The following is a 12,991-nucleotide window of genomic DNA, read 5'->3' as shown; positions in this document are numbered from 1 at the left end:
GAATAACAGGCATCACCAGAATAGATAACCGGAGACACACGTGGATCAAGACGTCGTACAGCGGGTCAAGGCCGACCCCAATTATCGCAAGCTGGTCAAGAAGCGTTCGCGTTTCGGCTGGATTCTCACCTGGAGCATGATGGTCGTGTACTACGGCTTTACCTTGCTCTGCGCCTTCAACAAGGAATTCATGGGCAGCCGCATCGGCGACGGCGTCATGACCTGGGGTATTCCGCTGGGCCTGTTCGTCATCGTGTTCACGGTCGTCGTCACGGCCATCTACGTGCGCCGCGCCAACGGCGAATACGATCAGTTGACCGACGCAATCAAGGCCAACGTCGCCGCCGGCGGCAAGGGTAAGGTGGCGGCATGAAGGCCCTGGACCGACTCCTGTTCGCACCGACGCTGCTGGCCGCCAGCGGCATGGCCCTGGCCGCGCCCGACCTCGGCCAGGCCACCAAGCAGGCCACCAACTGGACCGCGATCAGCATGTTCGCGCTGTTCGTGGTGGGGACCCTGTACATCACCAAGTGGGCTGCCGCCAAGACCCGCTCGGCGTCCGACTTCTACACCGCCGGCGGCGGTATCACCGGCTTCCAGAACGGCCTGGCGATCGCGGGCGACTTCATGTCGGCCGCTTCCTTCCTCGGTATTTCCGCCGCCGTGTTCCTGAACGGCTTCGACGGCCTGATCTATGCGATCGGTTTCCTGGTCGGCTGGCCGGTCATCACCTTCCTGATGGCCGAGCGCCTGCGCAACCTGGGCCGCTACACCTTCGCCGACGTCGCCGCCTACCGCTTCCACCAGAAGCCGATCCGCGTGTTCGCGGCGTCCGGCACCCTGGTGGTGGTGGCCTTCTACCTGATCGCGCAGATGGTCGGTGCCGGCCAGCTGATCAAGCTGCTGTTCGGCCTCGAGTACTGGATCGCCGTGGTGATCGTCGGCGCGCTGATGATGGTTTACGTGCTGTTCGGCGGCATGACCGCCACCACCTGGGTGCAGATCATCAAGGCGGTGCTGCTGCTGTCGGGCGCCTCGTACATGGCCTTCGCCGTGCTGGCGCAGTACAACTTCAGCCCGTCGCAGCTGTTCGCCAGCGCGACCGAGCTGCACGAGAAGGGCGAGTCGATCATGGGCCCGGGCACCTTCCTGACCGACCCGATCTCGGCCATCTCCTTCGGCATGGCGCTGATGTTCGGTACCGCCGGCCTGCCGCACATCCTGATGCGCTTCTTCACCGTCCCGAGCGCGAAGGAAGCGCGCAAGTCGGTGCTGTGGGCCACCACCTGGATCGGCTACTTCTACATCCTCACCTTCATCATCGGCTTCGGCGCGATCGTGCTGGTCGGGACCAACCCGGCCTTCAAGGATGCGGCTGGCAAGCTGCTGGGCGGCAACAACATGGCGGCGGTGCACCTGGCCAGCGCCGTGGGCGGCGACATCTTCCTGGGCTTCATCTCGGCGGTGGCCTTCGCGACCATCCTCGCCGTGGTGGCCGGCCTGACCCTGTCGGGCGCCTCGGCCGTGTCGCACGACCTGTACGCCACCGTGTTCAAGAAGGGCAAGGCCAACAGCGCCGACGAACTGCGGGTCTCGAAGATCACCACCCTGGCGCTGGGCGTCATCGCAGTGCTGCTCGGCATCGCGTTCGAGAAGCAAAACGTCGCCTTCATGGTGTCGCTGGCCTTCGCGATCGCCGCGTCGGCCAACTTCCCGGTGCTGTTCATGTCGGTGCTGTGGAAGGATTGCACCACCCGCGGCGCCACCGTGGGCGGCTTCCTGGGCCTGGCGACCGCGGTCGTGCTGACCGTGGTGTCGAAGTCGGTGTGGGTCGACGTGCTGGGCAACGCCACGGCGATCTTCCCCTATACCTCGCCGGCGATCTTCTCGATGACGGTGGGCTTCTTCGGCATCTGGTTCTTCTCGGTGACCGACAAGAGCCCGCGCGCAGCGATCGACAAGGCCGGCTTCGAGGCGCAGGAAGTGCGTTCGGAAACCGGGATCGGTGCGGCTGCGGCCAGCGCACACTGAGCGGTCGTCGCCTCGCTGGAACCCCGCTGCGGCGGGGTTTTTTATTGGTAGAATGTTTCATTGGCGTTTCATGTTTCACCGCAGTGAAACACATGAGTCGGCGAATCGGCGCTAAGTCCTTGATATTCACACAAAGTGGGACTGGCACGCCGCTTGCATTAAAAGTGGTATTCGATCAACGCAATCTCGAAAGGTGAAGCATGAGCCACTACTCCGCCGGCGCCGCGTTCCGCAAGGCTGTCCAGGAAGAATCCCCGCTACAGGTCATCGGCGCCATCAACGCCAACCACGCGCTGCTGGCCAAGCGCGCCGGCTACCGCGCCATCTACCTGTCGGGCGGCGGCGTGGCCGCCGGTTCGCTGGGCCTGCCGGACCTCGGCATCTCCGGGCTGGAAGACGTGCTGATCGACGTGCGCCGCATCACCGACGTGTGCGACCTGCCGCTGCTGGTCGACATCGACACGGGCTTCGGCGCCTCGGCCTTCAACGTGGCGCGCACCGTGCGCTCGCTTGAAAAGGCCGGCGCCGCCGCCTGCCACATCGAAGACCAGGTCGGCGCCAAGCGCTGCGGCCACCGTCCGGGCAAGGAAATCGTCGGCAAGGACGAGATGGTCGACCGAGTGAAGGCCGCCGCCGATGCGCGCCTTGATGAGGATTTCGTCATCATGGCGCGCACCGACGCGCTGGCCGTGGAAGGCCTGGACGCCGCCATCGAGCGCGCCGTTGCCTGCGTGGAAGCCGGCGCCGACATGATCTTCCCCGAAGCGATGACCAGCCTCGAGATGTATAAACAGTTCGCCGACGCCGTGAAGGTCCCGGTGCTGGCCAACATCACGGAATTCGGGTCGACCCCGCTGTTCACCGTGGACGAGCTGAAGAGCGCGAACGTCGGCCTGGTGCTGTACCCGCTGTCGGCCTTCCGCGCAATGAACAAGGCGGCCGAGAACGTGTACGCGGCCATCCGCCGCGACGGCACCCAGAAGAACGTGCTGGACACGATGCAGACCCGCGCCGAACTGTACGACCGCATCGACTACCACAGCTACGAACAGAAGCTCGACGCCCTGTTCGCCCAGAAGAAAACCAAATAAGCCCCGTATCAGAACACAGAGAACACAGGAGATCACACGCATGAGCACCCAGATCAACGAGACCCCAACGTTCAAGCCGAAGAAATCGGTGGCCCTGTCCGGCGTTGCCGCCGGCAATACCGCGCTGTGCTCGGTCGGCAAGACCGGCAACGATCTGCACTACCGCGGCTACGACATCCTGGACGTCGCCACCACCTGCGAATTCGAAGAGATCGCCTACCTGCTGGTGCACGGCAAGCTGCCCACCAGTGCGGAGCTGAGGGGCTACAAGGCCAAGCTGAAGTCCCTGCGCGGCCTGCCGCAGGCCGTCAAGAGCGCGCTCGAAGCGCTGCCGGCCGGCGCCCACCCGATGGATGTGATGCGCACCGGCGTGTCGGTGCTGGGCTGCACGCTGCCGGAGAAGGACGACCACAACACCCCGGGCGCGCGCGACATTGCCGATCGCCTGATGGCGTCCTTCGGTTCGATGCTGCTGTACTGGTACCACTTCAGCCATAGCGGCAAGGGAATCGACGTCGAGACCGACGACGATTCGATCGGCGGCCACTTCCTGCACCTGCTGCACGGCGAGAAGCCGCGCGAATCCTGGGTGCGCGCGATGCACACCTCGCTGATCCTGTACGCCGAGCACGAGTTCAACGCCTCGACCTTCACCTCACGCGTGATCGCCGGCACCGGTTCCGACATCCACTCGGCCATCACCGGCGCGATCGGCGCGCTGCGCGGACCGAAGCACGGCGGCGCCAACGAAGTGGCGCTGGACATCCAGAAGCGCTACGAGAACGCCGACGAAGCCGAAGCGGACATCCGCAACCGCGTGGCGAACAAGGAAGTCGTGATCGGCTTCGGCCACCCGGTGTACACCATCAGCGACCCGCGCAACGTGGTGATCAAGGAAGTGGCGCGCACGCTGTCGCAGGAAGCGGGCTCGATGAAGATGTTCGACATCGCCGAGCGCCTCGAATCGGTGATGTGGGAAGTCAAGAAGATGTTCCCGAACCTGGACTGGTTCTCGGCCGTGTCGTACCACATGATGGGCGTGCCGACCGCCATGTTCACGCCGCTGTTCGTGATCTCGCGCACCTCGGGCTGGGCCGCGCACATCATCGAGCAGCGCATCGACAACAAGATCATCCGCCCGAGCGCGAATTACGTGGGTCCGGAAGACCTGCAGTTCGTGCCGATCGCCGATCGTAAATAAACGCAAGTAAGCCAGACGATGAACACCAATCACCGCAAACCCCTCCCGGGCACCTCGCTGGACTACTTCGACACGCGCGCCGCGGTCGACGCCATCCAGCCCGGCGCCTACGATACGCTGCCTTACACCTCGCGCGTGCTGGCCGAGAACCTGGTGCGCCGCTGCGACCCGGCCAGCATGACCGATGCGCTCAAGCAGATCATCGAACGCAAGCGCGACCTCGACTTCCCCTGGTTCCCGGCGCGCGTGGTCTGCCACGACATCCTGGGCCAGACCGCGCTGGTCGACCTGGCCGGCCTGCGCGACGCCATCGCGCTGCAGGGCGGCGACCCGGCGCTGGTCAACCCGGTGGTCCCGACCCAGCTGGTGGTCGACCACTCGCTGGCCGTCGAGTGCGGCGGCTTCGATCCTGACGCCTTCGCCAAGAACCGCGCCATCGAGGACCGCCGCAACGAAGACCGCTTCCACTTCATCGAGTGGACCAAGAAGGCCTTCCAGAATGTCGACGTGATCCCGCCGGGGAACGGCATCCTGCACCAGATCAACCTGGAACGCATGTCGCCGGTCATCCAGAGCGAGCAGGGCGTGGCCTACCCGGACACCCTGGTCGGCACCGACTCGCACACCCCGATGGTCGACGCCCTCGGCGTGATCGCGATCGGCGTGGGCGGCCTGGAGGCCGAAAGCGTCATGCTGGGCCGCGCTTCGTACATGCGCCTACCGGACATCGTCGGCGTCGAACTGACTGGCAGGGCGCAGCCGGGCATCACCGCCACCGACATCGTGCTGGCGCTGACCGAGTTCCTGCGCAAGTCGAAAGTGGTCTCCGCCTACCTCGAGTTCTACGGCGAAGGCGCGTCCAGCCTGACCCTGGGCGACCGCGCCACCATCTCGAACATGGCCCCGGAGTTCGGCGCCACCGCCGCGATGTTCTACATCGACGAGCAGACCATCAAGTACCTGCGCCTGACCGGCCGCGAGGAAGAGACCGTGCAACTGGTCGAAGCCTATGCCAAAGAAGCGGGCCTGTGGGCCGACAGCCTCGCGAGCGCCCAGTACGAGCGCGTGCTGAGCTTCGACCTGTCTTCGGTGGTGCGCAACATCGCCGGACCGTCGAACCCGCACAAGCGCGTGCCGACCTCCGAGCTGGCCGAGCGCGGCATCTCGGGCGTGGTGGAGAACGAGCCGGGCCTGATGCCGGACGGCGCCGTGATCATCGCGGCGATCACCAGCTGCACCAACACCAATAACCCGCGCAACATGATCGCGGCCGGCCTGATTGCGCGGAACGCCAACCGCGCCGGGCTGCTGCGCAAGTCCTGGGTCAAGAGCTCGCTGGCGCCCGGCTCGAAAGCCGTGGCCTTGTACCTGGAAGAAGCCGGCCTGATGCCCGAGCTGGAAAAGCTCGGCTTCGGCGTGGTGGCCTTTGCCTGCACCACCTGCAACGGCATGAGCGGCGCGCTCGACCCAGGCATCCAGCAGGAGATCATCGAACGCGACCTGTACGCAACCGCCGTCCTGTCGGGCAACCGCAACTTCGACGGCCGCATCCACCCCTACGCCAAGCAGGCCTTCCTGGCTTCGCCGCCGCTGGTGGTGGCCTATGCGATCGCCGGCACCATCCGCTTCGACATCGAAAAGGACGTGCTGGGCCTGGACGCAACGGGCAAGGAGATTCGCCTGGCCGACCTGTGGCCGAGCGACGCCGAAATCGATGAGATCGTTGAGAACAGCGTCAAGCCGGAGCAGTTCCGCAAGGTCTATACGCCGATGTTCGCGCGCGTCGCCGATGACGGCGAGAAGGTCAGCCCGCTGTACGACTGGCGCGCCCAGAGCACCTACATCCGCCGTCCGCCCTACTGGGAAGGCGCACTGGCCGGCGAGCGCACGCTCGCTGGCATGCGTCCGCTGGCGGTCCTGGGCGACAATATCACCACCGACCACCTGTCGCCATCCAACGCGATCATGCTGGATTCGGCGGCCGGCGAATACCTGGCGAAGATGGGCTTGCCCGAAGAGGACTTCAACTCCTACGCAACACACCGCGGCGACCACCTGACGGCGCAGCGCGCGACCTTCGCGAATCCGACCCTGAAGAATGAGATGGTGCTTGACGAGGCCGGCGCAGTCAAAGCTGGATCCTTGGCCCGCATCGAGCCGGAAGGCCAGGTGACGCGCATGTGGGAGGCCATCGAGACCTACATGGAGCGCAAGCAGCCCCTGATCGTGATCGCCGGCGCCGACTACGGCCAGGGCTCCTCGCGCGACTGGGCAGCCAAGGGCGTGCGCCTGGCGGGCGTGGAAGCGATCGTGGCCGAAGGCTTCGAGCGCATCCACCGCACCAACCTGGTCGGCATGGGCGTGCTGCCGCTCGAGTTCAAGCCGGGCGTGAACCGCTTGAGCCTGGGCATCGACGGCACCGAGACCTTCGACGTGATCGGCGAACGGACGCCGCGCGCCGAGCTGACGCTGGTGATCCATCGCCGCAGCGGCGAGCGTGTCGAGGTGGCGGTGACCTGCCGGCTCGATACGGCCGAGGAAGTGGCGATCTACGAGGCGGGCGGGGTGCTGCAGCGCTTCGCGCAGGATTTCCTCGAGTCGAGCGTACCTAAAGTTGCAGCGTAACCTGTAGGGTGGTCGGCGAAGCCGACCACCCTACAAAACCGGACAAACTATGCCTCACGTACCCCAGATCAAAATCCCCGCCACCTACATGCGCGGCGGCACCAGCAAAGGCGTGTTCTTCCGCCTGCAAGACCTTCCGGCAGCCGCTCAGGCCCCCGGCCCGGCGCGCGACGCGCTGCTGCTGCGCGTGATCGGCAGCCCCGACCCCTACGGCAAGCAGATCGACGGCATGGGCGGCGCCACCTCAAGCACCAGCAAGGCCGTCATCGTCGCCAGGAGCGAGCGCGCCGGCCACGACGTCGACTACCTGTTCGGCCAGGTCTCGATCGACAAGCCCTTCGTCGACTGGAGCGGCAACTGCGGCAACCTGTCCTCGGCGGTCGGGCCCTATGCCATCGCCAGCGGCCTGGTCGACCCGGGTCGCATCCCCCAGGACGGCATGGCGGTCGTGCGCATCTGGCAGGCCAACATCGGCAAGACCATCATCGCGCACGTCCCCGTGTCGAACGGCGAAGTCCAGGAAACCGGCGACTTCGAACTCGACGGCGTCACCTTCCCGGCGGCCGAAGTGCAGCTGGAGTTCCTCGACCCCGCAGCCGAGGAAGAGGGGGGCGGCGCGGATGTGGCCAATTCGATGTTCCCGACCGGGCACCTGGTCGACGAGCTCGACGTCCCCGGCGTCGGACGGCTGCAGGCGACCATGATCAATGCCGGCATCCCGACCATCTTCGTGAACGCGGAAGCGATCGGCTACGACGGCACCGAGCTGCAGGACGCCATCAATGGCGACCCGCGCGCGCTGGCCATGTTCGAGACCATCCGCGCCCATGGCGCCCTGCGCATGGGCCTGATTTCCAGCATCGAGGAAGCCGCCAAGCGCCAGCACACGCCGAAGGTGGCCTTCGTGGCCCGGCCGGCCGGCTATGTCGCATCCAGCGGCAAGACAGTGCATGCGGGCGACGTCGACCTGCTGGTGCGGGCGCTCTCCATGGGCAAGCTGCACCATGCGATGATGGGCACTGCCGCGGTGGCGATCGGCACTGCCGCCGCGATCCCCGGCACCCTTGTCAACCTGGCCGCCGCTGGCGAAGGAGGGGCAAACAAGCGCAGCGCGGTGCGCTTCGGCCATCCATCGGGCACGCTGCGGGTCGGCGCCGAAGCCGTGTTCGACAATGGCGAGTGGAGCGTGGCCAAGGCCATCATGAGCCGCAGCGCCCGCGTGCTGATGGAAGGCTGGGTGCGCGTACCTGGAGATTGCTTTTAAGTAATCTTCCATCGGTAATGATGGGTAGCAGCAACGCTATCCATCATTCCTGCTTGTTAATTTTGGAACATCGCCCGTTTGTGGTTTATGATTGCTAAATTGCAATTTAAATTGGCAAGCATTAACCACATGGACCGACACCCCAGCAAGGACGCGCTCGCGGCCGACCCCGCAGCGGCAGCACAGCCGCAGGCGCAGGCCGACAAGGCCGACAAGGCCGACGGAAGCGACCTCGAGCAGGAGCTGCTGCACGTGGCCCTGCGCGAGCAGCGCGCCATCCTCGAGAATGCGCCGGTCGGCATCCTGTTTACCCTGCCGGGGCAAATCAAGTCCTGCAACCCGCGCATTTGCGAGATGCTCGGCTATTCCTATGCCGAACTGAGCCGGATGCATCCGATGGAGATCTTCGATTCTCCGGAAGCCTACCAAATGCTGACCGCGGAAGCGTATCCGGTGCTGGCCACGGGCAGCCTGTTCGAGAAGGGCGAGCATCCATTCCGCCGCCGTGATGGTTCGACGATGTGGGCGCGGCTGCGCGCCCGCGCGGTGGACCCGCAGACGCGCGAAGCCGGCACGATCTGGATCACCGAAGACGTGACCGAGTCGCGCCAGGTGCTGTTCGAGGTGCAGGCCATCATGAACAATGCGACGGTCGGCATCATGGTCACCCGCAACCGGGTGATCCAGCGCTACAACCCGGCCTTCGCCCGCATGTTCGGCTACCGCGACGGCGAGGCGCTCGGGCGTTCGACCCGCATCGTCTACCCGGACGACCAGGCCTTCCTCGACTTCGGCGCACTGGCCTATCCGCTGCTCGCGCGCGGCGAGCCCTACCGCGCCGAGACCGAGCTGGTGCGCAAGGACGGCAGCCGCATCTGGGGGCAGCTGCATGGCTACCTGTTCAACCCGGAAGACCCTGAACTCGGCACCATCTGGATGTTCGAGGACCGCACGCGCGAGCGCACCGACGAAATCCAGCTGCGCAATGCGCTGATGGAGAACCGCGCCATCCTCGACAACGCGGTGCTGGGCATCGCGGTGGTCGAGGATGGCATGACCCTGCATTGCAACAGCAAGATGGAAGAGCTGTTCGGCAGTCCGGCGGGCGGCATGGACGGCACCCCGGTGCGCCGCCTGTACCCGGACGAGGCGGCATGGAAGATGGCGCGCCTCGATACCGCGCGCAGCTTCGAGGCCGGCCAGGTACACATGGCGGAATACCGGATGGCGCGCCGCGACGGCACGCTGTTCTGGGCGCGCCTGTCGGGGCGCCTGTTCGACGTGCAGAAGAAAAGCGGGCGCAGCGTCTGGCTGATCGACGACGTCACCGCGCGCCGCGAGGCGGCCGACGCGATCCGGCGCGCGCGCGACGAGCTCGAGATCCGCGTGGCCGAACGCACCGCCGAACTGGCGGGCGCCAACGCCCTGCTGCAGGACGAGATCGCCGAGCGGCGCCAGGCCGAGGCGCGTGTGCACCACATGGCCTACCACGACAGCCTGACCGGCCTGCCGAACCGCGCGCTGCTGTCCGACCGGATCGAGTGCGCGCTGCGCGCGGTGCAGCGCAAGCTCGGGCATGGCGGGCGCAGGCTGGCCGTGATGTTCATCGACCTCGACCGCTTCAAGACCATCAACGACTCGCTCGGGCACGCTACCGGCGACCACCTGCTGCGCGAAGTGGCCAAGCGCCTGTGCGCGGCGGTGCGCAACAGCGACACCGTGGCGCGCCTGGGCGGCGACGAATTCGTGGTGCTGCTGCCGGACGTCGGCGGCGCGCCGGAGTGCGCGCTGGTGGGCGACAAGATCATCGACGCGCTGTCCACGCCCTTCCACCTGGACGGGCATGCCCTGCACATCTCGCCCTCGATCGGCATCTGCCTGTGCCCGGACGACGGCAACGACGTCGACACCCTGATGCGCCATGCCGATGCCGCGATGTACCACGCCAAGGCGTCCGGCCGCAACAACTACCAGTTCTTCGACCAGAGCCTGAACCAGGCGGCGGCCAGTCGCTTCGAGCTGGAGTCGAAGCTGCGCGGCGCACTCGCGCGCGGCGAGTTCGAGCTGCACTTCCAGCCCATCATCGACACCAGGACGCGCCGCCTGCACGCCCTCGAGGCCTTGCTGCGCTGGCGCCGCCGCGACGACAGCGGCGCCGAGGTACTGGTGGGGCCGGACGAGTTCATCCCGATCCTGGAAGAGAACGGGATGATCGTGGCGGTGGGCGAGTGGGTGATCCGCAGCGCCTGCGAACAGTGCGTGGCGTGGCAGCGCCAGGGCCTGCTCGCGGTGCCGCTCGCGATCAACCTGTCGGCGCGCCAGTTCATGCACGACGGGCTGGTGGACTCGATCCGCCGCATCGTCGGCGAGACCGGCATCGATCCGGCGCTGGTGGAGTTCGAGATCACCGAGACCGCGCTGATGCAGCATGGCGGCCGTACCCTCGACATCCTGCGCCAGATTAACGGCATGGGCATGCGCCTGTCGATCGACGACTTCGGCACCGGCTATTCCAGCCTGGCCTATCTGAAGCGCTTCCCGGTCCGCAAGATCAAGATCGACCGCGCCTTCGTGCGCGAGCTCGAAGCCAGCGCGGAAGACCGCGCCATCGTGGCGGCCGTGATGGCGCTGGCGAACAGCCTGGGGCTGTCGGTGGTGGCCGAAGGCGTCGAGACGGAGGGGCAGTATGGGCTGCTCGGCAACAACGGCTGCCAGTTCGCGCAGGGCTACCTGTTCGCGCGCCCGCTGCCGCCGGGAGAAGCGGCGCAGCTGCTGGCGGCGCTGGCGCCGGGCGGGAACAAGGAATAAACGCGATCCGGTCCGGGGCAAGATCACGGCCGGCGGAGCGCCCGTGACGGTCAGTCCGCGATCGTTGCGACCACGGGCGCATGGTCCGACGGCTGCTCCCACTTACGGGTCTCGCGGTCGATATGGCAGGCGCTGCAGCGCCGGGCCAGCGCGTCCGTGAGCAGGATGTGGTCGATGCGCAGGCCGCGGTTGCGGCGGAAGGCCATCTGCCGGTAATCCCACCAGCTGTACTGCTTGTCGGGCTGCTCGAACAGGCGGAAGGCGTCCACCAGTCCCAGCGCCATCAAGGCCTGCATCGCCTCGCGCTCCGGCGCCGTGAAGTGGATGTGGGTCTCCCACTGCGCCGGATCGTGCACGTCGCGCGCTTCCGGCGCGATGTTGTAGTCGCCCAGCAGGGCCAGTTGCGGATGCGCGGCCATCTCGGCGGCCATCCATTCGCGCAGCGCGGCCAGCCAGGCCATTTTGTAGGCGAACTTGTCGCTGCCGATTTCCTGTCCGTTCGGCATGTAGGCGCACACGATGCGCATCCCCGCGATGGTGGCGGCGAGCAGGCGCTGCTGCTCGTCCTCGAAGCGCGGATTGTTCTTCTGGACGTCTTCGATCGGGTGCCTGGACAGGATCGCCACGCCGTTGTAGGTCTTCTGGCCGCTGAAGGCGACCTGGTAGCCGGCGGCCTCGATCTCGGCCAGCGGGAACTTGTCGTCGGTGAGTTTCGTCTCCTGCAGGCACAGCACGTCGACCGGGTTGGCGTCGAGCCAGGTGAGCAGGTGGGGCAGGCGGACTTTCAGGGAGTTGACGTTCCAGGTGGCGATCTTCATGGCAGTGAGCGGTGTGTAAAGGCGGCATGATAACGCTTGCCGCTGGCCAAAAGAGCAGATTGCCAAAATACACATTCGTTCCTATTGCCCAACACCTTAAATGTTGTTAAATAGCTTACAAAATTGCGTGCGAGGCAAGTGTGTGTGATAAACTACATTAATAGAATGATAAAAATATGCAGGTTTTCTGCGATGCGCCCTATAAAAGCGTTCGCAAAAGCATTAAACTAGTGCCACTGCGTTTAACACTGTTTCCACATGGGAATAATTGTATTGCGTTGATGCAACTAGTCTTGTACTATCTGCAGACTTGAACGAGTTCGATTCGTCCACGGTCCGCAGCAATCGTGCGGGCATGTTGGCACGGTGCAAAGTGGTACTATGCGAAATATTGTTTTTTCGATAGCACATGAACCCGAACGCCGATTTACAAAGGAATGAAATGCGCACTGCATTCGAAGCGTGGGCCGCGCGCGAAGGCCACATCACCCGCCGCCGCGAAGACAAGCCCGAGGAATACCTCGTCTATGAAACCCAGCGCCGCTGGGTCATCTGGCAGGCGGCACTGACGCACGGCGCCAAGGCGGCAGCCGAGGCGCCGTCGAAATTCGCCAAGGACGCCGAGCAGAAGCCGGCCGTCACGCAGGACGAAGCCGCGGTGCGCAACCGCGTGCTGAACGAGGTGCTCGACGCCTTCAGCGAACTGGATGAAGCCGCCGGCATGGAAGGCGTGCTGAAGGTCATCCAGAACCTCAAGAAGAAGCAGAAGGCCCTGGCCGACAGCAAGGCCTGATCCGCGGTGCAGCGCTACCGCCATTACAAGGGCGGCGTGTACGAGCTGGTCTGCGAAGCTCTCATGGAAGCGGACCACACGCCCGTGATGGTCTACCGCGGCCAGGACGGCGCAGTCTGGGTACGTCCGCGCGCCGCCTTCTTCGACACCGTCCGCGTCGACGGCGCGGAACTGCCGCGCTTCGCGGCGCTGCCCGATCCGGCCGCATTCTCCTGAACCCGCACCTGGCGCCGCGGCGATGGGCGCCCACCCTGTTAGAGCAAAGTTGTAATGTCCGGATCTAGCAAAGTTGAAATGTCCGCTTTTGCTAGATAGCTCATGCTGTCGACTCCGAATCGTTTGGAGTCCAGTGTGAGCAAG

The 12,991-nt window shown here is 65.4% G+C and carries 10 protein-coding genes; 9 read left to right on the top strand and 1 reads right to left on the bottom strand.

The features are described from left to right. Positions 1–40: 40 nt before the first annotated feature. From AC56KL_RS12235 to AC56KL_RS12205, 7 genes are all read left to right on the top strand, one after another. On the top strand, positions 41–373 hold the full coding sequence (locus tag AC56KL_RS12235) for a DUF485 domain-containing protein (RefSeq protein ID WP_497180433.1): 333 nt from the start codon (positions 41–43) through the stop codon (positions 371–373). Further along, a complete protein-coding gene (locus AC56KL_RS12230; RefSeq protein ID WP_497180432.1) occupies positions 370–2,031 on the top strand; it encodes a cation acetate symporter in 1,662 nt (553 codons plus the stop codon). The genes AC56KL_RS12235 and AC56KL_RS12230 overlap by 4 nt, the downstream gene beginning before the upstream one ends. 200 nt (positions 2,032–2,231) lie before the next feature. Then, entirely contained in the window at positions 2,232–3,122 is an 891-nt protein-coding gene (prpB, locus tag AC56KL_RS12225; protein ID WP_497180431.1) for a methylisocitrate lyase, read from the top strand. A 40-nt stretch (positions 3,123–3,162) separates the two neighbouring features. Continuing rightward, on the top strand, positions 3,163–4,323 hold the full coding sequence (prpC, locus tag AC56KL_RS12220; RefSeq protein ID WP_497180430.1) for a bifunctional 2-methylcitrate synthase/citrate synthase: 1,161 nt from the start codon (positions 3,163–3,165) through the stop codon (positions 4,321–4,323). An 18-nt stretch (positions 4,324–4,341) separates the two neighbouring features. Further along, positions 4,342–6,948, top strand: coding sequence for a Fe/S-dependent 2-methylisocitrate dehydratase AcnD (gene acnD, locus AC56KL_RS12215; protein ID WP_497180429.1), 2,607 nt, complete (start codon positions 4,342–4,344; stop codon positions 6,946–6,948). Between the two features lie 49 nt (positions 6,949–6,997). Next, entirely contained in the window at positions 6,998–8,212 is a 1,215-nt protein-coding gene (gene prpF, locus AC56KL_RS12210; protein WP_497180428.1) for a 2-methylaconitate cis-trans isomerase PrpF, read from the top strand. Positions 8,213–8,341: 129 nt separating this feature from the next. Next, entirely contained in the window at positions 8,342–11,020 is a 2,679-nt protein-coding gene (locus tag AC56KL_RS12205) for a sensor domain-containing protein (RefSeq protein WP_497180427.1), read from the top strand. Positions 11,021–11,070: 50 nt separating this feature from the next. Here AC56KL_RS12205 and xth read toward each other — a convergent pair whose 3' ends face one another. Then, positions 11,071–11,838: an exodeoxyribonuclease III gene (xth, locus tag AC56KL_RS12200; protein WP_497180426.1), complete on the bottom strand. Its 768-nt coding sequence runs from the start codon at positions 11,836–11,838 to the stop codon at positions 11,071–11,073. 442 nt (positions 11,839–12,280) lie between these two features. Here xth and AC56KL_RS12195 point away from each other — a divergent pair, with 442 nt between their 5' ends. Then, positions 12,281–12,631 carry a phiTE_015 family protein gene (locus tag AC56KL_RS12195; RefSeq protein ID WP_497180425.1) on the top strand — a complete coding sequence of 117 codons (351 nt, stop codon included), beginning with the start codon at positions 12,281–12,283 and terminating at the stop codon, positions 12,629–12,631. Between the two features lie 6 nt (positions 12,632–12,637). Next, positions 12,638–12,847 carry a DUF1653 domain-containing protein gene (locus AC56KL_RS12190; protein ID WP_497180424.1) on the top strand — a complete coding sequence of 70 codons (210 nt, stop codon included), beginning with the start codon at positions 12,638–12,640 and terminating at the stop codon, positions 12,845–12,847. Positions 12,848–12,991 lie beyond the last annotated feature (144 nt).

This window comes from Telluria sp. ZB4P34, assembly GCF_059686055.1.
The sequence above is the reverse complement of the archived record's forward strand: the minus strand, read 5'-3'. Positions and strand labels throughout refer to the sequence as shown.

Excerpts from the sequence above, each read along its gene's own strand:
- AC56KL_RS12230 (WP_497180432.1), top strand. The coding sequence starts at position 370 with ATGAAGGCCCTGGACCGACTCCTGTTCGCACCGACGCTGCTGGCCGCC.
- prpB (WP_497180431.1), top strand. The coding sequence starts at position 2,232 with ATGAGCCACTACTCCGCCGGCGCCGCGTTCCGCAAGGCTGTCCAGGAA.
- prpC (WP_497180430.1), top strand. The coding sequence starts at position 3,163 with ATGAGCACCCAGATCAACGAGACCCCAACGTTCAAGCCGAAGAAATCG.
- acnD (WP_497180429.1), top strand. The coding sequence starts at position 4,342 with ATGAACACCAATCACCGCAAACCCCTCCCGGGCACCTCGCTGGACTAC.
- prpF (WP_497180428.1), top strand. The coding sequence starts at position 6,998 with ATGCCTCACGTACCCCAGATCAAAATCCCCGCCACCTACATGCGCGGC.
- AC56KL_RS12205 (WP_497180427.1), top strand. The coding sequence starts at position 8,342 with ATGGACCGACACCCCAGCAAGGACGCGCTCGCGGCCGACCCCGCAGCG.
- xth (WP_497180426.1), bottom strand. The coding sequence starts at position 11,838 with ATGAAGATCGCCACCTGGAACGTCAACTCCCTGAAAGTCCGCCTGCCC.
- AC56KL_RS12195 (WP_497180425.1), top strand. The coding sequence starts at position 12,281 with ATGCGCACTGCATTCGAAGCGTGGGCCGCGCGCGAAGGCCACATCACC.